This window comes from Pseudomonas siliginis (assembly GCF_024072275.1).
GTDB classification, from domain to species: domain Bacteria; phylum Pseudomonadota; class Gammaproteobacteria; order Pseudomonadales; family Pseudomonadaceae; genus Aquipseudomonas; species Aquipseudomonas siliginis.
This window is the reverse complement of record NZ_CP099598.1, coordinates 4,000,350-4,019,006: the sequence shown is the minus strand read 5'-3', so window position 1 is coordinate 4,019,006 and position 18,657 is coordinate 4,000,350. Positions and strand designations below refer to the sequence as shown.

Genomic DNA, 18,657 nt, shown 5'->3' with positions numbered 1-18,657 from the left:
GGGCAGAGAAATCATGACAAGTGCCGATCGGAATCCGCACTGAATTGACTGTAGCTTAGCCTTTTGCCAGCAAGCGGCGAAAGCTTTGCGAGCCTCGCTGCACAAGTTCGCAACAAATGTTGTGCAGAGTGCTTCGACAGACAAATTGCCGGCCTGCTGAAGCCTCAAGTCAGGTAGAATGCGCGCCCGGTTTTTGGAGAAGCTCATGACCCTGCTCAAATTCAGCGATGTGTCCCTTGCGTTCGGCGCTATGCCGTTGTTGGACAAGGTGTCCTGGCAGATCGCCCGTGGTGAGCGGGTGTGCATCATCGGCCGCAATGGCACTGGCAAGTCCAGCATGATGAAACTGGTCAAGGGCGACCAGAAGCCCGATGACGGCTCGGTATGGCGTGCCCCCGGTCTGAAAATCGGCGAATTGCCGCAAGAATTGCCAGTTGCCGACGACCGGACGGTATTCGACGTGGTGGCTGAAGGCCTCGATGGTGTTGGCGCCTTGCTCGCCGAATATCATCACCTGAGCCAGAACATCGTCACCGACGCCGATCTGGACAAGCTGATGCACGTTCAGCACGACCTCGAAGCCCGTGATGGCTGGCGCCTTCAAACGCTGGTCGACAGCACCCTGAGCCGTCTGCAACTGCCGGCCGACAAGACTCTCGCCGAACTCTCGGGTGGCTGGCGTCGTCGCGTGCTGCTGGCGCAGGCGCTGGTGTCCGAACCGGACCTGCTGCTGCTCGACGAACCAACCAACCACCTGGACATCGGTGCGATTGCCTGGCTCGAAGAAGCGTTGAAAGATTTCCAGGGCGCCGTGCTGTTCATCACGCACGACCGTTCCTTCCTGCAAAACCTCGCCACGCGCATCCTCGAACTGGATCGCGGTGGGCTGATTGACTGGAACGGCGACTACGCCAGTTTCCTCGTGCACAAAGAAGCTGCGCTGGCCGCTGAAGAAACCGCCAACGCGCTGTTCGACAAGCGTCTGGCTCAGGAAGAGGTGTGGATCCGTCAGGGCATCAAGGCCCGCCGCACTCGTAACGAAGGTCGCGTGCGCGCCCTGAAAGCCCTCCGCGTTGAGCGCAGTGAGCGTCGCGAGCGTACCGGCAAGGCCAACATCCAGCTGGAAACCGCGGACAAATCCGGCAAGCAGGTGATGGTGCTCGAGAACGTGAGCTTCGCGCATCCGGGCGGGCCGTTCCTGATCAAGGATTTCTCCATGGTCCTGCAGCGCGGCGACCGTATCGGTCTGCTCGGCGCCAACGGTACCGGCAAGACCACCCTGTTGAAACTGATGCTCAGCGGTCTGCAACCGACCAGCGGTAAAGTGGAAGAGGGCACGCGCATCGACGTGGCGTACTTCGACCAGTTGCGCCATCAGCTGGATCTGGAAAAAACCGTGATCGACAACGTCGCCGAAGGTCGCGACTTCATCGACATCGACGGGCAGAGCCGTCACGTGCTGAGCTATCTCGGCGACTTCCTGTTCAGCCCGCAGCGTGCACGCACGCCGGTCAAGGCGTTGTCGGGTGGTGAACGTGCGCGTCTGTTGCTGGCGAAGCTGTTCAGCAAACCGGCGAACCTGCTGGTGCTCGACGAACCGACCAACGACCTCGATGTGGAAACTCTCGAGCTGCTCGAAGAAGTGCTGCTGACTTTCAACGGCACCGTGCTGATGGTCAGCCACGACCGGGCATTTCTCGACAACGTGGTGACCAGCACCCTGGTCTTCGAAGGTGAAGGCAAGGTTCGTGAATACGTCGGCGGCTATCAGGACTGGATCCGTCAGGGCGGTTCGCCGCGTTTGCTGGGCGTGACTGAAAGCAAGTCGGGCAAGGCTGACCTGAACTCGGCGGTGGTTACCGCTGAGCCGGCTCCGGTGGCTGCGCCTGCGGCGGCTGCTCCGGTTGCCAAGAAGAAACTGAGCTACAAGCTGCAGCGCGAGCTGGAAGCCTTGCCGGGCGACATCGACGCCAAGGAGCAGCAAATCGCCGCGGTTGAAGCCGAAATGGCTGAAGCCGGTTTCTATCAGCGTCCGCCGGCGGAAACGGCCAAAGTGATTGCTTCGCTGGAGCAGTTGCAGGCCGAGCTGGATGCGTTGGTGGAGCGTTGGGCCGAGCTGGATGCCTGATTGCTCCTGATGTGAAAAAGCCCGGCGCTCAGTGATGAGCGCCGGGCTTTTCATATGTAGCGCGATCTACAGGCTGGAGCAGGTCAACTGTGAGAGCGAGCTTGCTCGCGAAAGCGGTGTGTCAGGCGGCACTCATATTGAATGTGCCGACGTATTCGCGAGCAGGCTCGCTCCCACAAAGAGCAAGACAGATCAGCGTTTGACCAGGTGTACCGCCAGCACATCGCATGGCGCACCGTGCAGCACGTCATTCGCGGTCGAGCCGAGCAGCAGTGCCAAGCCATGACGGCCATGGCTTCCGACCACGATCAGATCGCACGCTTGTTCCTTGGCGAAATGATGGATTTCCTGGCGTGGCTGGCCGTAGGTCAGATGGCAATTGGCGCCTTCGAGCTCGGGGTATTTCGATTTGAGTTTTTCAAGACGCTCCTTGGCCTGATCGAACTGCTGTTGTTGCAGTTGTGACAGGTCCATTGGCACGTCGCCACCGAAGGCCATGGCCATCGGTTCAACGATATGCACCAGCGACAACTTGGCAGCGTTGCTCACCGACAGCTCGCGGGCGCGGTGGATCACAGGGTCGCACTCTTCGGTCAGATCTACAGCGACCAGTATGTGGTGGTAGGGCATGAGGTGCTCCTCCTGAGGGTTCGATATTGGTAAGTATGGCTGGTTTCAAGCGCATTGGTTCGCAAGTGACACAATGGGCTCATCAAAAATCGGGAGTACAGATATGACGGTCTGGCTGGTGGTGTCAATCCTGCTGGTAGTTTTAAGTCCGCTGGCATGGTTGCGCCCGTCTCGCGCGCAGAGCGGGCGCATGGCCCTGCGCATGGAGGCTCGACGCATCGGCCTGGCCATGCAACTGGCGCCGCAGGAGTGGCCGCACTGGCTGCTGCCAGAGCCGCCAAACCCCTGCGCCCAGTACCATCGGCCGCGGCGTGGCAGCCAACCGGCGTGCTGGACGTACTGGCAGAAAACCCCGGGCGTCTGGGTCAATCAATGGCAGGAAGTCTGCGATGACCGGATCCTGCTCGATTATTTCGAAAAATTGCCGGGCAATGTTTTCAAGATCGAAGCGGACAAGCAGATGATCGCCTTGTACTGGGGCGAGAAGGGCGAGGCGACGGTTCTGCAGGATATCGACGCGACCCTGAAAGCACTGGCGTGATGCGCGGACTTTTCTCACTGCAACGGTGTGAAACGTCCGGCAGACGCGCAATAAAAAGCCCGACATGATTCGTCGGGCGGATTGGCCAGGCAGGCCGGTAACTTTTTTTGCGGCAGGCGCTTTGATCGCCTCGGCAAATTTCTTCGCAGTCCACCCAGCGTAGCCTTCTGAACAGGGCTCGGCGGAAATTAGGGCGACTTTTCTAACTATTGATTCTATGAATGGCTGAACATCGGGGCGGGTGTTGCTGCTCATCATGGTGCAGAAATGACCGCAAAGTCGCATTTCAGCCCGAATTTAGGGCGATTGACAATTGTCTGAAATTCCGTGAAGGTGACGTACCCGAATCAAACGGGCGTATGAATTGAGCGTTTGTCTTACAGACTGCTCCTACAGAATCCCGACTATCGCGTTGGCGGGTGTGCCAGGCGGACGGTGTCAGTATCGACGAGCAAAACGTCCTTCTGAGCCATAAGCCTGCGTCCGACGTGTACTGTTCAGCTTCCATATCGTGGAGATCAGTTGATGATTTACGAAGGTAAAGCCATCACGGTTAAAGCTCTTGAAAGTGGCATCGTCGAATTGAAATTCGACCTCAAGGGTGAGTCCGTCAACAAGTTCAACCGTCTAACCCTGAACGAACTGCGTCAGGCCGTAGACACCATCAAGGCAGATGCTTCGATCAAGGGCGTGATCGTCAGCAGCGGCAAGGACGTGTTCATCGTCGGCGCCGACATCACCGAATTTGTCGACAACTTCAAGCTGCCGGATGCCGAGCTGGTTGCAGGCAATCTCGAAGCCAACAAGATCTTCAGCGATTTCGAAGACCTCAACGTGCCGACCGTCGCGGCCATCAACGGCATCGCCCTCGGTGGCGGTCTGGAAATGTGCCTGGCGGCGGACTATCGCGTCATGTCCACCAAGGCCAAGATTGGTCTGCCGGAAGTGAAACTGGGCATCTACCCGGGCTTCGGCGGTACCGTACGCCTGCCACGCCTGATCGGTGTCGACAACGCCATCGAGTGGATTGCCGCCGGCAAGGAAAACCGCCCTGAAGACGCGCTGAAAGTCAGCGCCGTCGACGCCGTAGTCGCCCCTGAAAAATTGCAGGAAGCTGCCCTTGAGCTGATCAAGCGCGCCATCTCCGGCGAGTTCGATTACAAGGCCAAGCGTCAGCCGAAACTTGAAAAACTCAAGTTGAACGCCATTGAGCAAATGATGGCTTTCGAAACCGCCAAAGGTTTCGTGGCTGGCCAGGCCGGCCCGAACTACCCGGCGCCGGTTGAAGCGATCAAGACCATCCAGAAAGCCGCGAACTTCGGTCGCGACAAAGCGCTGGAAGTGGAAGCTGCAGGCTTCGTCAAACTGGCCAAGACCTCTGCCGCACAGAGCCTGATCGGCCTGTTCCTGAACGATCAGGAGCTGAAGAAAAAGGCCAAGGCCTACGACGAAATCGCCAAAGACGTGAAGCAGGCTGCCGTACTCGGCGCCGGCATCATGGGTGGCGGTATCGCTTATCAGTCGGCCTCCAAAGGCACGCCGATCCTGATGAAGGACATCAACGAGCACGGTATCGAGCAGGGTCTGGCCGAAGCCGCCAAGCTGCTGGTCGGCCGTGTTGACAAGGGTCGCATGACCGCGGCGAAGATGGCTGAAGTGCTCAACGGCATTCGTCCGACCCTGTCCTACGGCGACTTCGGTCACGTCGATCTGGTCGTCGAAGCTGTGGTCGAAAACCCGAAGGTCAAGCAAGCGGTACTGGCTGAAGTCGAAGACAAGGTCAAAGAGGACACCATCCTCGCGTCCAACACCTCGACCATTTCCATCAGCCTGCTGGCCAAGGCCCTCAAGCGTCCGGAAAACTTCGTCGGCATGCACTTCTTCAACCCGGTGCACATGATGCCGCTGGTGGAAGTGATCCGTGGCGAGAAGTCCAGTGAACTGGCGATCGCCACCACCGTTGCCTACGCGAAGAAAATGGGCAAGAACCCGATCGTCGTCAATGACTGCCCGGGCTTCCTGGTCAACCGCGTGCTGTTCCCGTACTTCGGCGGTTTCGCCAAGCTGGTCAGCGCCGGTGTCGACTTCGTTCGCATCGACAAAGTGATGGAAAAATTCGGCTGGCCAATGGGCCCGGCTTACCTGATGGACGTGGTCGGCATCGACACCGGTCACCACGGTCGCGACGTCATGGCTGAAGGTTTCCCGGATCGCATGAAGGATGACCGTCGTTCGGCCATCGACGTGCTGTACGAAGCCAAACGCCTGGGCCAGAAGAACGGCAAGGGCTTCTACGCCTACGAGGCCGACAAGAAAGGCAAGCAGAAGAAAGTCGCCGATCCGTCGGTACTCGAAGTGCTCAAGCCGATCGTTTACGAGCAGCGCGAAGTCACTGACGAAGACATCATCAACTGGATGATGATCCCGCTGTGCCTGGAAACCGTGCGCTGCCTGGAAGACGGCATCGTTGAAACCGCCGCCGAAGCCGACATGGGTCTGGTCTACGGTATCGGTTTCCCTCCATTCCGTGGCGGTGCGCTGCGCTACATCGATTCGATCGGTGTTGCCGAGTTCGTTGCCCTGGCTGACCAGTACGCTGATTTGGGCGCGCTGTACCACCCGACCGCGAAGCTGCGCGAAATGGCCAAGAACGGCCAGAGCTTCTTCGGTTAAGCGCCCCCAACTAGAGTGAGAGTGAACTTATGAGCTTGAATCCTAGAGACGTCGTGATTGTCGACTTCGGTCGTACTCCGATGGGCCGCTCCAAGGGCGGCATGCACCGCAACACCCGCGCTGAAGACATGTCGGCGCACCTGATCAGCAAACTGCTGGAACGCAACACCAAGGTCGACCCGGCGGAAGTCGAGGACGTGATCTGGGGCTGCGTCAACCAGACCCTGGAGCAGGGCTGGAACATCGCGCGCATGGCGTCGCTGATGACCCAGATTCCGCACACTTCGGCCGGCCAGACCGTCAGCCGTCTGTGCGGTTCGTCGATGAGCGCGCTGCACACTGCTGCGCAAGCGATCATGACCGGCAACGGTGACGTGTTCGTGGTCGGCGGCGTCGAGCACATGGGCCACGTGAGCATGATGCACGGTGTCGATCCGAACCCGCACATGTCGCTGTACGCGGCAAAAGCCTCGGGCATGATGGGCCTGACCGCTGAAATGCTCGGCAAGATGCACGGCATCACCCGTGAGCAGCAGGATGCCTTTGGCGTGCGTTCCCACCAGTTGGCCCACAAGGCAACCGTGGAAGGCAAGTTCAAGGACGAAATCATCCCGATGCAGGGTTACGACGAGAACGGTTTCCTGAAACTGTACGACTACGACGAAACCATTCGTCCGGAAACCACCCTGGAAAGTCTGGCGGCGCTGAAGCCGGCATTCAATCCAAAGGGCGGCACCGTGACTGCCGGTACTTCGTCGCAGATCACTGACGGTGCTTCGTGCATGATCGTGATGTCGGCGCAGCGTGCACAGGACCTGGGTATCCAGCCTATGGCGGTGATCCGTTCGATGGCAGTGGCAGGTGTGGATCCGGCGATCATGGGCTATGGTCCAGTGCCGGCAACACAAAAAGCCCTGAAGCGCGCAGGCCTTGGCATCAACGATATCGACTTCTTCGAGCTCAACGAAGCTTTCGCCGCACAGGCTCTGCCAGTGCTGAAAGATCTGAAAGTGCTCGACAAGATGAACGAGAAGGTTAACCTGCACGGCGGCGCGATCGCCCTGGGTCACCCGTTCGGTTGCTCCGGTGCACGTATTTCCGGCACCCTGTTGAACGTGATGAAGCAGAATAGCGGCACCTTCGGGGTGGCCACTATGTGCATTGGTCTCGGCCAAGGCATCTCCACCGTCTTCGAACGCGTTTAAGCGTCTCGTCGATGGAAGCCGGGGCCCAGTGCCCCGGTTTTTGTTTTTGGGTTTTTTATTTATTTTTGAAAAGATTTCAGTGAGGGCCGAAGCATGCCGATACAACCTGGGCTCTACCAACATTACAAAGGTCCGCAATACCGTGTATTCAGTGTTGCGCGGCATTCCGAAACCGAAGAAGAAGTGGTCTTTTACCAAGCCCTGTATGGCGATTACGGCTATTGGGTGCGCCCGCTGAGCATGTTCGTCGAGTCAGTCGAGGTTGACGGCGAGCAGGTGCCGCGCTTTGCTTTGGTGCAAGCCGAACCGAGCCTTTTTGACAAGGCATGAGGCGACTGCGCAGACAACCCTGCGCTTGACCTCACCTTGTATCAACTATATATAGCGGTGCCGCGTCAGGCGCCAACCGCCTTTCACTTCTAGAATTCAGGAATTTTCTGATCCATGGGCAAATCGCTGGTCATTGTGGAATCCCCGGCTAAGGCCAAGACCATCAACAAGTATCTGGGTAACCAATACGTGGTGAAGTCGAGTATCGGCCATATCCGAGACCTGCCCACCAGCGGTTCGGCTAGCGCCAGCAAAGAGCCGGCCGCCAAGCGCGGCAAGGCTGCTGCGGGCGAAGGTCCGGTGCTCTCGCCGAAAGAGAAAGCGCGCAAGCAGCTGGTCTCGCGCATGGGCGTCGATCCCGAACACGGCTGGAAAGCCCAGTACGAGATCCTCCCGGGCAAAGAAAAGGTCATCGAAGAGCTGCGCCGGCTCGCCAAGGATGCTGACACCATCTATCTCGCAACCGACTTGGATCGCGAGGGGGAAGCCATTGCCTGGCACCTGCGCGAAGCCATCGGTGGTGACGACAGCCGTTACAAGCGCGTGGTGTTCAACGAAATCACCAAGAAGGCGATCCAGGAAGCCTTCTCCGAGCCGGGCGAGCTGGACATTGATCGTGTCAACGCCCAGCAGGCGCGTCGCTTCCTTGACCGCGTCGTCGGCTACATGGTCTCGCCGCTGCTGTGGGCCAAGATCGCCCGTGGTCTGTCCGCCGGTCGCGTGCAATCGGTTGCGGTGAAGCTGGTAGTCGAGCGTGAGCGTGAAATCCGTGCTTTCAATCCCGAAGAATACTGGGAAGTGCACGCTGATCTCGGCACCACCAAAGGCTCGACCGTGCGTTTCGAAGTGGCTCGCGAAAAAGGCGAAGCCTTCAAGCCGCTGAACGAAGCCCAGGCCATGGCTGCGCTGGAGAAGCTCAAGTCCTCCAGTTACAGCATCGTCAAGCGCGAAGACAAACCGACCAGCAGCAAGCCGTCGGCGCCGTTCATCACGTCGACCTTGCAGCAGGCTGCGAGCAACCGCCTCGGTTTCGGCGTGAAGAAAACCATGATGATGGCCCAGCGTCTGTACGAAGCCGGCTACATCACTTACATGCGTACCGACTCGACCAATCTCTCGGCCGACGCCGTGGCGATGGCGCGCACCTACATCGAAGACGAATTCGGCAAGAAGTACCTGCCGGAAACGCCGAACGTTTACAGCAGCAAGGAAGGCGCGCAAGAGGCTCACGAAGCGATTCGTCCGTCCGACGCCAATACCACGCCGAGCAAGCTGGCGGGTATGGAGCGCGATGCCGAGCGTCTGTATGAGCTGATCTGGCGCCAGTTCCTAGCCTGCCAGATGCTGCCGGCGCAGTACCTGTCGACCACCGTCAGCGTCGGCGCTGGCGACTTCGAGCTGCGTGCCAAGGGCCGTATCCTCAAGTTCGACGGTTACACCCGGGTGATGCCGCAAATTGCCAAGCCTGGCGATGATGACGTGCTGCCGGACATGGCCCAGGGCGATGTGATGAAGCTGATCAAGCTTGACCCGTCGCAGCATTTCACCAAGCCACCGGCGCGTTATTCCGAAGCCAGTCTGGTCAAGGAGATGGAAAAACGCGGCATCGGTCGTCCTTCGACTTACGCTGCGATCATTTCGACCATTCAGGATCGCGGTTATGTGACCCTGCACAACCGTCGTTTCTACTCGGAAAAGATGGGTGACATCGTCACCGAACGTCTGTCCGAGAGCTTCTCCAATCTCATGGACTACGGCTTCACCGCCGGCATGGAAGAGAACCTCGATGACGTGGCGCAGGGCGAGCGCGACTGGAAAAACGTGCTGGACGAGTTCTATGGCGACTTCAAGAAGAAACTCGAAGTAGCGGAAAACCCGGACAGCGGCATGCGCGCCAACCAGCCGGTCATGACTGACATTCCGTGCACCACTTGCGGTCGTCCGATGCAGATTCGTACCGCATCGACTGGCGTGTTCCTCGGCTGTTCGGGCTACAGCCTGCCGCCGAAAGAGCGCTGCAAGGCCACCGTCAACCTGGTGCCGGGCGATGAAATCGCAGCGGACGACGAGGGCGAATCGGAATCGCTGGTACTGCGTGGCAAGCATCGCTGCCCGATCTGCAGCACGGCGATGGACGCCTACCTGCTGGACGAGAAGCGCAAATTGCATATCTGCGGCAACAACCCGGATTGCGCCGGTTACGAAATTGAAGAAGGCAGCTATCGCATCAAGGGCTATGAAGGTCCGAGCCTGGAATGCGACAAGTGCGGCAGCGAAATGCAGCTCAAGACCGGCCGTTTCGGCAAGTTCTTCGGTTGCACCAACCCTGAGTGCAAGAACACCCGCAAGTTGCTGAAGAGCGGTGACGCGGCGCCGCCGAAGATGGATCCGGTGAAGATGCCTGAGCTGAAATGCGAAAAGGTCAACGACACCTACATCCTGCGCGATGGTGCGTCCGGTCTGTTCCTGGCCGCCAGTCAGTTCCCGAAAAACCGCGAGACTCGCGCTCCGCTGGTGATCGAGATTCTGCCGCACAAGGACGAGATCGATCCGAAGTACCACTTCCTGTGCGAGGCTCCGCAAAAGGATCCTGACGGTCTGCCAGCGGTCATCCGCTACAGCCGCAAGACCAAGGAGCAATACGTACAGACCGAAGTCGACGGCAAGCCGACAGGCTGGAAAGCGTATTACGACGGTGGCAAGTGGACTGTTGAAGACAAGCGCAGCGCAAAGGCCAAGGCTGAGTAAGCGCTAGTCTGAACAGCAAAAAGGCCGCATGAACCCTTCGGGTTTTCATGCGGCCTTTTTGTTTTTTGCTTGCGCTGGCATCGGCTGATCCATGACACTGCCGGGCCTGTGTGAAGCAATTATTTCGTTGTGGAGGCTGCCGTCATGGCCCACGAACTCTATACCCGCACCAACCAGAAGATCTATTTCGCAGGCCTGTCACTCGAAGCTCTGGCTCGTGCTGAAGAAGGGCGGGCGATGAATTCTCTGGCGCTGATCCAGGCCGGGCGTGAGTCGGCGTTGTTCCACCTCTACGGCGCACTGCTGGGCTTGTGTCATGAGATCGCCGGTTTTTATCGTCTGCCGCAGGCCAATTCGCCGAGGGCAGAGGAGTTGTTGAAGCGCGAAGTGCTGGAGTCGATCGCCATTCCGGAGTTGGCCGAAATGGTCGAGCTGGCCGGTAATCCGGAAACCTGGCTGGCGAAACTGCTGGCGGCGCACGCAGCACTGTTTCAGCCACCGAGGGCGCCACGCAAGCCGAAAGGCGACGTGACGCAGCCGCTGATCCAAGCGATTAATCTTGATGAAGAAGAGGCGCCAGAAGAGCTCAGTCGAGACGAGCTGGAGAGCTGGCGGCAGAACCTTAAAGGTCTGGCCCTGCGTTTCCGTGAAGGCTTGAACGAGTGCTGAGGTAGTTTGGCGCAGTGGCAATCTGAAACATGCTGCTGGTCAAGATCCCGAGCGAAGCTCGAATGATGTCTATATAATCGCTGCCTTTCGTGGAGAACAGACTTATATGCCAACGTCCTTTCTAGAAATTGTCGAGTTACCAGACGGCCGAATCGAACTGCGCAGGGCCGAGGACGAAGGTTCTCTGGTGACGCTGGATTTCTCCGAGGATGCCAAGGCGTTCCTGCAAGGCCAGCACGTTGAAATTGCCAAAGCGATGTTGAGCGTCGGCGTGCAGATGGCAGGTCGTATGGTTGAAGGCGAGTTTGATAAGGAAGAGGGGCCGCGGGTTCTTCATTGATCCACGCTTTGGCCTTTTCTCGGTCGCTTGCGCTTCAGATCGGCTTCTCTGTCCCTGGAGAAGCCCTGCGCTTCACACAGCGCGCATTACTCAACAATCAACCCAAACGAATGTTCAGGCTCTGAGCTTCGCCCGTGCGCGCGGCGCTGATCAGTTGTTGCCGTGAATTGGCATTCAACGGGTTTAGCCAGGTCACCACGGTGTGGCTGCGACCCAGTCGCAACGCTTCGCACGCCAGTTGCTGAGCACTCTGCGTGCCACGCGGTTGCAGCAGCAGGATGCGTTCGCGGTTCAGGCCGGCATCGCGCAGCCAGGTTTGCGTCAGGCTGGCGGGTGGGGCGATCAGCGTCAGCCAGCGCGCATCCTGATCCTCGCTCAATTCACGGAGGATCGGCGCTAGCAGGTTCAGGCAGTTCCCGGCCGCACCACGCAGTGATAGCTCACTGAAGGCGTCAGGTTTGGCATTCCAGTCACGCTCGACCACGTCTTTGAGGATCGGCGCAATCGGTTGCGCCAGAAACGCTTCAAATAAAGGCAGTTGTGTTTGCTGAGGTGTGTGTGGGAACTGCATGGAGCCTCCTTTAGCGGCGAATGACGCCGACACTCAAGCCTTCGATCACCAGTTCCTGATCTTTCAGGTCGACTTCGATAGGGGCAAACTCGGGGTTCTCGGCAATCAGCCAGACTTTGCTGCCTTCACGCTTGAAGCGTTTGACCGTCACTTCGTCGCCGATACGCGCAACCACAACCTGGCCGTTACGCGCTTCGCGGGTGGTATGCACTGCCAGCAGGTCGCCGTCGAAGATGCCGATATCCTTCATGCTCATGCCGTGCACACGCAACAGGTAGTCGGCGCGAGGATGGAAGAAGGTCGGGTTGATGTTGCAGGATTCTTCGATGTGCTGCTGGGCGAGGATCGGCGCGCCGGCAGCCACTCGGCCAATGATCGGCAGGGTGGAGTCGTCGGCCTTGGCTTCGAAGCCGGGAATACGAATGCCGCGGGAAGCGCCCGGGGTCATCTCGATCGCGCCTTTGCGGGCCAGGGCCTTGAGATGTTCTTCCGCCGCATTTGGCGATTTGAAACCCAATTCCTGAGCGATTTCCGCACGGGTGGGCGGATAGCCGTTGTCTTCGAGGCAACGTTTGATGAAGGCCAGAATCTCGGCTTGGCGTGGCGTCAGCTTTAGCATATTGATCGCTCTGTCTTTTTATACAGTGACTGGGATTATATACAGTGAAGCGGTCTTGGCAATGGCCGTTTTTTTGCCGCCCGCCGAGCGGTCGCGAAGGGCGCTTATTAATGCTGGCGCCTTGTGTGGTTAAATAGCTGACCGACCATTCCCAAAACGAACCGGCAGGCTTGACAAGGCTTAGGCTGAAACGTATGTTTCAAACAAGTGTTTGTCAGGCGGAGTAGCCATGGCCCAGTCGGAAACCGTTGAACGCATTCTTGATGCTGCCGAGCAGTTGTTCGCGGAGAAAGGATTCGCTGAAACCTCATTGCGTTTGATCACCAGCAAGGCTGGCGTCAATCTGGCTGCGGTGAATTATCACTTCGGCTCGAAAAAGGCGCTGATCCAGGCGGTGTTCTCGCGCTTCCTCGGTCCGTTCTGCGTCAGCCTCGATAAAGAGCTGGAGCGCCGTCAGGCCAAGCCTGAGAACAAGCCGACCCTCGAAGAGCTGCTGGAAATCCTCGTCGAGCAAGCGCTCGTCGTGCAGCCTCGCAGCGGTAACGATCTGTCGATCTTCATGCGTTTGCTCGGCCTCGCGTTCAGCCAGAGCCAGGGCCACTTGCGACGTTATCTGGAAGACATGTATGGCAAAGTGTTCCGCCGCTACATGCTGCTGGTCAATGAAGCGGCGCCACGCATTCCACCGATCGAGCTGTTCTGGCGCGTGCACTTCATGCTCGGCGCCGCAGCGTTCAGCATGTCCGGGATCAAGGCCTTGCGCGCGATTGCCGAGACCGATTTCGGCGTGAATACCTCCATCGAACAAGTGATGCGCCTGATGGTGCCGTTCCTCGCTGCCGGCATGCGCGCCGAAACCGGCGTCACCGATACAGCCATGGCCAGCGCGCAATTGCGTCCGCGCAGCAAATCCATACCGGTCGCCGCCAAGGTTTGACCGCGCACGGGTGGGCGCGGCAGCTGGTATCCGCTAAGCTAGCCGGCCATGCCGACTCTCGTACTGAACCCGATCTGCATGAATTCTGCTGACCGTCCGGGCATTGCCCACGGTAGCGAATGCAAGCAGATCGGGTTTTTCGTTTTCAAGGAATCTCTATGACTGCTGGCCTGCAAGGCTCGTTGATGGTGGACGTCGCCGGTACCTGGCTGACGGCCGAAGATCGCCAATTGTTGCGTCAGCCCGAAGTGGGCGGCCTGATCATTTTCGCCCGCAATATCGAGCATCCACGCCAGGTGCGCGAACTGAGCGCCGCGATCCGCGCGATTCGCCCGGATCTGCTGCTGGCGGTTGATCAGGAAGGCGGGCGTGTGCAGCGTTTGCGTCAGGGTTTCGTCCGTCTGCCAGCGATGCGCGCCATCGCCGATAACCCGAATGCAGAGTATCTCGCCGAGCAATGCGGCTGGATCATGGCCACCGAAGTGTTGGCGGTCGGGCTCGACCTGAGTTTCGCCCCGGTGCTGGATCTGGACTATCAGCGCAGCGCCGTGGTGGGCACCCGTTCTTTCGAAGGCGATCCCGAGCGCGCCGCCTTGCTCGCCGGTGCATTCATTCGCGGCATGAACAGCGCCGGCATGGCCGCCACCGGCAAACATTTTCCGGGCCACGGCTGGGCGGAAGCAGACTCCCATGTAGCGATCCCGAACGACGAGCGCAGTCTCGACGAAATCCGCGCCAATGATCTGGTGCCCTTCGCCAAACTCAGCAAACAACTGGCCGCCGTCATGCCGGCCCACGTCATCTATCCGCAAGTCGACTCGCAGCCCGCCGGTTTCTCCCGACGCTGGCTGCAGGAGATTCTGCGCGGCGAGTTGCAGTTCGATGGCGTGATCTTCAGCGATGATCTGTCGATGGCCGGCGCCCACGTGGTCGGCGACGCTGCCAGCCGCATCGAAGCCGCGCTGAGTGCCGGTTGCGATATGGGCCTGGTATGCAACGACCGCGCGGCAGCCGAGCTGGCGTTGAGTGCCGCCCAGCGTATGAAGGTCAAGCCTTCCGCGCGCATCGCGAAGATGCGCGGTCAAGCCTTCGCCAGTACCGATTATCGTCAGGACCCGCGTTGGCTCACCGCCCTCGGCGCGCTCAAAGACGCTCAACTGATCGATTAAGGATTTTTCGTTATGACCGTTTACGCAATCATCGGTGGCACTGGCCTGACTCAGCTCGAAGGCCTGAGCATTCGCCAGTCGCTGGCAGTCGACACCCCTTACGGCGCGCCTTCGGCCGAGGTGCAGATTGGTGAATACGCCGGCAAGGAAGTGCTGTTCCTCGCCCGTCACGGTCACCCGCATCGTTTCCCGCCGCACAAGGTCAACTACCGCGCCAACCTGTGGGCGTTGAAGCAGGCGGGTGCCGAAGCGATCATCGCCGTAAATGCCGTTGGCGGGATCCATCCGGCCATGGGCACCGGGCATTTCTGCGTGCCGCACCAGATCGTCGACTACACCAGTGGGCGCGAGCACACCTATTTCGCCGATGATCTGGAGCACGTCACCCACATCGATTTCAGCTTTCCCTACAGCGAGCCGTTGCGTCAGCAACTGATTGCCGCGATCGCCGCCGAAGGCTGCGAATACAGCGATCAAGGCGTGTATGCCTGCACCCAGGGTCCGCGTCTGGAAACGGTCGCCGAGATCGTGCGACTGGAGCGTGACGGCTGCGACATCGTCGGCATGACCGGCATGCCGGAAGCGGCGCTGGCGCGTGAGCTGGATCTGGATTACGCCTGTCTGGCGCTGGTGGTGAATCCTGCAGCCGGCAAGACCACCGAAGTCATCACCATGGCCGAAATCGAACAGGCCCTGCACGATGGCATGGGCAAGGTGAAATCAACGTTGGCGCGAGTGCTGGCCAGCTAAGGACTGTCCATGAGCATTTTCATCGAGCGGCTTAAAGGGCTGACATGGACCCACGCATTCAGTAGCAAGGCGTTGGCCAAGGCCCGCGCTTATGCCGCCGATGACCGGGTAGAGATCCTCGAGATCGATGACAGGAAGATCGAGGCGTTCTGCGTCGGTTCGCAACTTCAGGCGTATGAGCAAAGCATTTATCTGTCCGAAGATCGGCTGGGGTCGGTAAACCTGCGTTGCCTGTGCAGCTGTCCTGTTGCAATCGACTGTAAGCACAGCGCGGCGGTGATCTATCACCTGCTGGGCACGGGTGAGGATGCGTCTGACAATGATGCACAGATCCCGTTGGGGCGAGCGCTCGAGCATTGGCTTTCGACAATTCCCGTGCCGGCCAAGCCTGCTGACGAAAGTGCGCAAACCGCAGGCACGCGTCTGTTTTACAAGCTCAAATCGACGTCTGCGAACGGCAAGTGGCTGCTCGATATCTTCAAGGTCTACCAGCTCAAGAGCGGCGAGTTACGCGAGGTCAAACCGATGTACTCGCTCGCGGAAATGCTCATGCGCCAGCCGGGCTACCTGTCCGAACTGGATCTGCGCATCGCCCGGCTGTTGGTCGCCATGCATTCCCATCACGCCTATTACAGCGGCTATCCGCTGGAAGGCAGCAGTGGCGCCGAACTGCTGGAAATGCTCCTGCGTACCTCGCGGCTGTTCCTCGACTTCGAAGACCTGCGAGCGCTGACACCGGGGGCGAAACGCGTCGGTCAGTTCTCTTGGGCCGAGCAGGCTGACGGCGGATTCCGCGCGCGATGGAGCAGTGCCGAAGCCGCGCAGGAAACCGTGCTGGCGCTGGAGCCGCTTTATTACCTTGATCGCGAGCAGCGCCAGGTTGGCCCGCTGTTCACTGAGCTGGAAGAAAAACTCGCCTGCCATTTGACCCAGGCGCCAGACATCCCGGCGCGTCAGGCCATGCAGTTCAGTCATCGCATGAGCGCGATGACCCAAATTGCGCCACCGCACAAACTCACCGAACGGATCATCGATGACGTGCTGCCGCAGCCGCAACTGACCCTGGTCAGCGGCCGAGAACGCTCGCGCTGGGAATATGTGCTGGAGCACCGCGCCGCTCTGCTGTTTACCTACAACGGTCATCCGGCGGTGGATCGCAACCCGGAAGTGATGATCCTCAACGGCAGCGAAACCCAGCGCATTCAGCGTCAACCGGCGCTGGAAAAGAAGCTGCGCCAGAACCTGCAAAAACATGGCTTCAAGAAAGCCACGCGCAAGAGTGCAATGGATCGTCCCGGCGAGATGTTTACCTTGCCGGATGATTCCGCCTGGCTCGGGTTCATGCACGAAGGGCTGGCCACACTGCGCGCCGCAGATTGGAAAATCGAGATCAGTCCCGGTTTCCATTTCGATGTACAACCGGTTGAACAGTGGTACGCCGAGGTCGAAGAAGAGGCCACGCATCAGTGGTTTGATCTGCAGTTGGGTATCGTCGTCAACGGCGAGCGCTACAGCTTGCTGCCGATCCTTCTGCACCTGTTGCGGACCCAGCCGCGCTTGCTCGACCCGGTCAATCTGGCGCAGCGCAGCGATGATGAAAAACTCCTGATCGAGCTCAAGCCCAGCGGTTTTGGCGACCCGGCCGGCGCCAAGGTCGCGTTGCCGCTGAGTCGGGTCAAACCGCTGATGGCGACGCTGGGCGAGCTGTATCTGGGCGGACACCAGGGCGATGCACTGCGCTTGACCGCTCCAGACGCCGCACGCCTGAGTATGCTCGATGGCGTACCGCTGGACTGGCAGGGCGGCGAACGCCTGCGCACTTTTGCCAAGCGTCTGCAGAATTCCAGTCACGCCCAGGTTGCTGCGCCGGCCGGCCTCAACGCGCAACTGCGCCCGTATCAGCTCGAAGGCTTGAACTGGATGCAGACCCTGCGCGAGCTGGAGGTCGGCGGCATTCTGGGCGATGACATGGGCCTGGGCAAAACCCTGCAGACCCTGGCGCATCTGCTCACCGAAAAACACGCCGGGCGCCTGGACTGTCCGGCACTGGCGGTGATGCCGACCAGCCTGATTCCCAACTGGCTCGACGAGGCCGAGCGCTTCACGCCGCAGTTGAAAGTCCTGGCGCTGCACGGGACCGGGCGGCAGAAGGACTTTGCCAATCTCGCCGAATACGACTTGGTGCTAACCACTTACGCATTGCTGCCCAGGGATCTGGAGATCTTGCAGCCGCAGCCGTGGAGCGTGCTGATTCTCGACGAAGCGCAGAATATCAAGAACCCGCTGAGCAAAGCCGCGCAGGCCGCCCGTGACTTGCAGGCCCGTCAGCGCTTGTGTCTGAGCGGTACGCCACTGGAAAACCACCTCGGCGAGCTGTGGTCGCAGTTCCATTTCCTCATGCCCGGCTGGCTCGGCGACAGCAAATCCTTCAATCGCGATTACCGCACACCCATCGAGAAGCACGGCAATGTCCAGCGCATGCAGCACCTGACCGCGCGCATCAAGCCGTTTTTGCTGCGGCGCAAGAAGGATCAGGTCGCCACCGAGTTGCCGCCGAAAACCGAGATCATCCACTGGGTCGAACTCAGTGATGGTCAGCGCGACGTCTATGAGACGGTGCGCGTGGCGATGGACAAAAAGGTCCGCGACGAAATCGCCCGCAGCGGCGTGGCGCGCAGTCAGATCATCATCCTCGATGCGCTGCTCAAGCTGCGCCAGGTCTGCTGCGATCTGCGCCTGGTCAATATGCCGCTCACGGCGAAGGCGTTGCGCTCGGGCAGCGGCAAGCTGATCAGCCTGATGGAGATGCTCGAAGAATTGCTCGGCGAAGGTCGGCGCATTCTGCTGTTCTCGCAGTTCACCTCGATGCTGGCGCTGATCGAGCAGGAGTTGCAGCAACGCGGGCTTGCCTACTCGTTGCTGACCGGCGACACCACCGATCGGCGCACGCCGGTGAGGGATTTCCAGGGCGGCAAGGTGCCGTTGTTCCTGATCAGCCTCAAGGCCGGGGGCACTGGTCTGAACCTGACGGCGGCAGACACGGTGATTCACTTCGATCCTTGGTGGAACCCGGCGGTGGAGAATCAGGCGACTGATCGGGCGTATCGCATCGGGCAGAACAATCCGGTGTTCGTCTACAAGTTGATTGCCAAAGGCACCGTCGAAGAGAAGATCCAGGCGTTGCAGCAGGAGAAAGCGGCGCTGGCCGGGGCGGTGCTTGAGGGTGGCACGACGGGCGGATTCAAACTGGAACAGAGTGATATCGAGGCGTTGTTTGCGCCGTTGCCGGTTTCCAAGGGTTGAGCCCTGAGTGATTGCGCAATATTGGATGACCCCATCGCTGGCAA

15 protein-coding genes are annotated in these 18,657 nt (G+C 59.5%); 12 read left to right on the top strand and 3 right to left on the bottom strand.

Translation table 11 applies throughout. The features are described from left to right. Window positions 1–205: 205 nt before the first annotated feature. Entirely contained in the window at window positions 206–2,128 is a 1,923-nt protein-coding gene (locus tag NF676_RS18485; protein ID WP_039760799.1) for an ATP-binding cassette domain-containing protein, read from the top strand. 192 nt (window positions 2,129–2,320) lie between these two features. Here the strand turns inward: NF676_RS18485 and NF676_RS18480 are convergent, their stop codons facing one another. Beyond that, window positions 2,321–2,758 carry a universal stress protein gene (locus NF676_RS18480; RefSeq protein WP_016775498.1) on the bottom strand — a complete coding sequence of 146 codons (438 nt, stop codon included), beginning with the start codon at window positions 2,756–2,758 and terminating at the stop codon, window positions 2,321–2,323. 103 nt (window positions 2,759–2,861) lie between these two features. Between NF676_RS18480 and NF676_RS18475 the strand changes: the two genes are divergently transcribed. From NF676_RS18475 to NF676_RS18445, 7 genes are all read left to right on the top strand, one after another. Beyond that, window positions 2,862–3,299, top strand: a complete 438-nt coding sequence (locus NF676_RS18475) for a hypothetical protein (RefSeq protein WP_056791532.1) — start codon at window positions 2,862–2,864, stop codon at window positions 3,297–3,299. Window positions 3,300–3,824: 525 nt separating this feature from the next. After that, window positions 3,825–5,972: a fatty acid oxidation complex subunit alpha FadB gene (gene fadB / locus NF676_RS18470; RefSeq protein ID WP_024013640.1), complete on the top strand. Its 2,148-nt coding sequence runs from the start codon at window positions 3,825–3,827 to the stop codon at window positions 5,970–5,972. Window positions 5,973–6,001: 29 nt separating this feature from the next. Further along, window positions 6,002–7,177 (top strand): acetyl-CoA C-acyltransferase FadA, encoded by a 1,176-nt coding sequence (gene fadA / locus NF676_RS18465; RefSeq protein WP_095182362.1) that lies wholly within the window; start codon window positions 6,002–6,004, stop codon window positions 7,175–7,177. A gap of 93 nt (window positions 7,178–7,270) precedes the next feature. Continuing rightward, on the top strand, window positions 7,271–7,507 hold the full coding sequence (locus NF676_RS18460; protein WP_133340511.1) for a DUF1653 domain-containing protein: 237 nt from the start codon (window positions 7,271–7,273) through the stop codon (window positions 7,505–7,507). A gap of 114 nt (window positions 7,508–7,621) precedes the next feature. Further along, a complete protein-coding gene (topA, locus tag NF676_RS18455; protein ID WP_041477349.1) occupies window positions 7,622–10,255 on the top strand; it encodes a type I DNA topoisomerase in 2,634 nt (877 codons plus the stop codon). A gap of 144 nt (window positions 10,256–10,399) precedes the next feature. Then, the gene (locus NF676_RS18450; protein WP_041477347.1) at window positions 10,400–10,924 is read left to right on the top strand and encodes a DUF6586 family protein; all 525 of its coding nucleotides are present in this window, start codon (window positions 10,400–10,402) and stop codon (window positions 10,922–10,924) included. Window positions 10,925–11,030: 106 nt separating this feature from the next. Next, complete coding sequence (locus tag NF676_RS18445) at window positions 11,031–11,264, top strand: hypothetical protein (protein ID WP_003226592.1); 234 nt, start codon at window positions 11,031–11,033, stop codon at window positions 11,262–11,264. A 97-nt stretch (window positions 11,265–11,361) separates the two neighbouring features. Here NF676_RS18445 and sulA read toward each other — a convergent pair whose 3' ends face one another. Both sulA and lexA read right to left on the bottom strand, forming a co-directional pair. Then, on the bottom strand, window positions 11,362–11,835 hold the full coding sequence (gene sulA / locus NF676_RS18440) for an SOS-induced cell division inhibitor SulA (RefSeq protein ID WP_041477346.1): 474 nt from the start codon (window positions 11,833–11,835) through the stop codon (window positions 11,362–11,364). A 10-nt stretch (window positions 11,836–11,845) separates the two neighbouring features. Further along, window positions 11,846–12,454, bottom strand: coding sequence for a transcriptional repressor LexA (lexA, locus tag NF676_RS18435; protein ID WP_016775490.1), 609 nt, complete (start codon window positions 12,452–12,454; stop codon window positions 11,846–11,848). A gap of 229 nt (window positions 12,455–12,683) precedes the next feature. Between lexA and NF676_RS18430 the strand changes: the two genes are divergently transcribed. The 4 genes from NF676_RS18430 (at window position 12,684) to NF676_RS18415 (ending at window position 18,613) form a co-directional block, all read left to right on the top strand. Further along, window positions 12,684–13,391: a TetR/AcrR family transcriptional regulator gene (locus tag NF676_RS18430; RefSeq protein ID WP_056791523.1), complete on the top strand. Its 708-nt coding sequence runs from the start codon at window positions 12,684–12,686 to the stop codon at window positions 13,389–13,391. Between the two features lie 170 nt (window positions 13,392–13,561). Next, on the top strand, window positions 13,562–14,560 hold the full coding sequence (gene nagZ / locus NF676_RS18425; RefSeq protein WP_236169425.1) for a beta-N-acetylhexosaminidase: 999 nt from the start codon (window positions 13,562–13,564) through the stop codon (window positions 14,558–14,560). A gap of 12 nt (window positions 14,561–14,572) precedes the next feature. Beyond that, window positions 14,573–15,310 (top strand): S-methyl-5'-thioinosine phosphorylase, encoded by a 738-nt coding sequence (locus tag NF676_RS18420; RefSeq protein ID WP_252886569.1) that lies wholly within the window; start codon window positions 14,573–14,575, stop codon window positions 15,308–15,310. Window positions 15,311–15,319: 9 nt separating this feature from the next. Next, window positions 15,320–18,613, top strand: a complete 3,294-nt coding sequence (locus NF676_RS18415) for a DEAD/DEAH box helicase (RefSeq protein ID WP_252886568.1) — start codon at window positions 15,320–15,322, stop codon at window positions 18,611–18,613. Window positions 18,614–18,657: the final 44 nt, after the last annotated feature.

Excerpts from the sequence above, each read along its gene's own strand:
- NF676_RS18485 (WP_039760799.1), top strand. The coding sequence starts at position 206 with ATGACCCTGCTCAAATTCAGCGATGTGTCCCTTGCGTTCGGCGCTATG.
- NF676_RS18475 (WP_056791532.1), top strand. The coding sequence starts at position 2,862 with ATGACGGTCTGGCTGGTGGTGTCAATCCTGCTGGTAGTTTTAAGTCCG.
- fadB (WP_024013640.1), top strand. The coding sequence starts at position 3,825 with ATGATTTACGAAGGTAAAGCCATCACGGTTAAAGCTCTTGAAAGTGGC.
- NF676_RS18480 (WP_016775498.1), bottom strand. The coding sequence starts at position 2,758 with ATGCCCTACCACCACATACTGGTCGCTGTAGATCTGACCGAAGAGTGC.
- lexA (WP_016775490.1), bottom strand. The coding sequence starts at position 12,454 with ATGCTAAAGCTGACGCCACGCCAAGCCGAGATTCTGGCCTTCATCAAA.
- NF676_RS18430 (WP_056791523.1), top strand. The coding sequence starts at position 12,684 with ATGGCCCAGTCGGAAACCGTTGAACGCATTCTTGATGCTGCCGAGCAG.
- NF676_RS18415 (WP_252886568.1), top strand. The coding sequence starts at position 15,320 with ATGAGCATTTTCATCGAGCGGCTTAAAGGGCTGACATGGACCCACGCA.
- NF676_RS18445 (WP_003226592.1), top strand. The coding sequence starts at position 11,031 with ATGCCAACGTCCTTTCTAGAAATTGTCGAGTTACCAGACGGCCGAATC.
- NF676_RS18420 (WP_252886569.1), top strand. The coding sequence starts at position 14,573 with ATGACCGTTTACGCAATCATCGGTGGCACTGGCCTGACTCAGCTCGAA.
- NF676_RS18460 (WP_133340511.1), top strand. The coding sequence starts at position 7,271 with ATGCCGATACAACCTGGGCTCTACCAACATTACAAAGGTCCGCAATAC.
- topA (WP_041477349.1), top strand. The coding sequence starts at position 7,622 with ATGGGCAAATCGCTGGTCATTGTGGAATCCCCGGCTAAGGCCAAGACC.
- fadA (WP_095182362.1), top strand. The coding sequence starts at position 6,002 with ATGAGCTTGAATCCTAGAGACGTCGTGATTGTCGACTTCGGTCGTACT.
- sulA (WP_041477346.1), bottom strand. The coding sequence starts at position 11,835 with ATGCAGTTCCCACACACACCTCAGCAAACACAACTGCCTTTATTTGAA.
- NF676_RS18450 (WP_041477347.1), top strand. The coding sequence starts at position 10,400 with ATGGCCCACGAACTCTATACCCGCACCAACCAGAAGATCTATTTCGCA.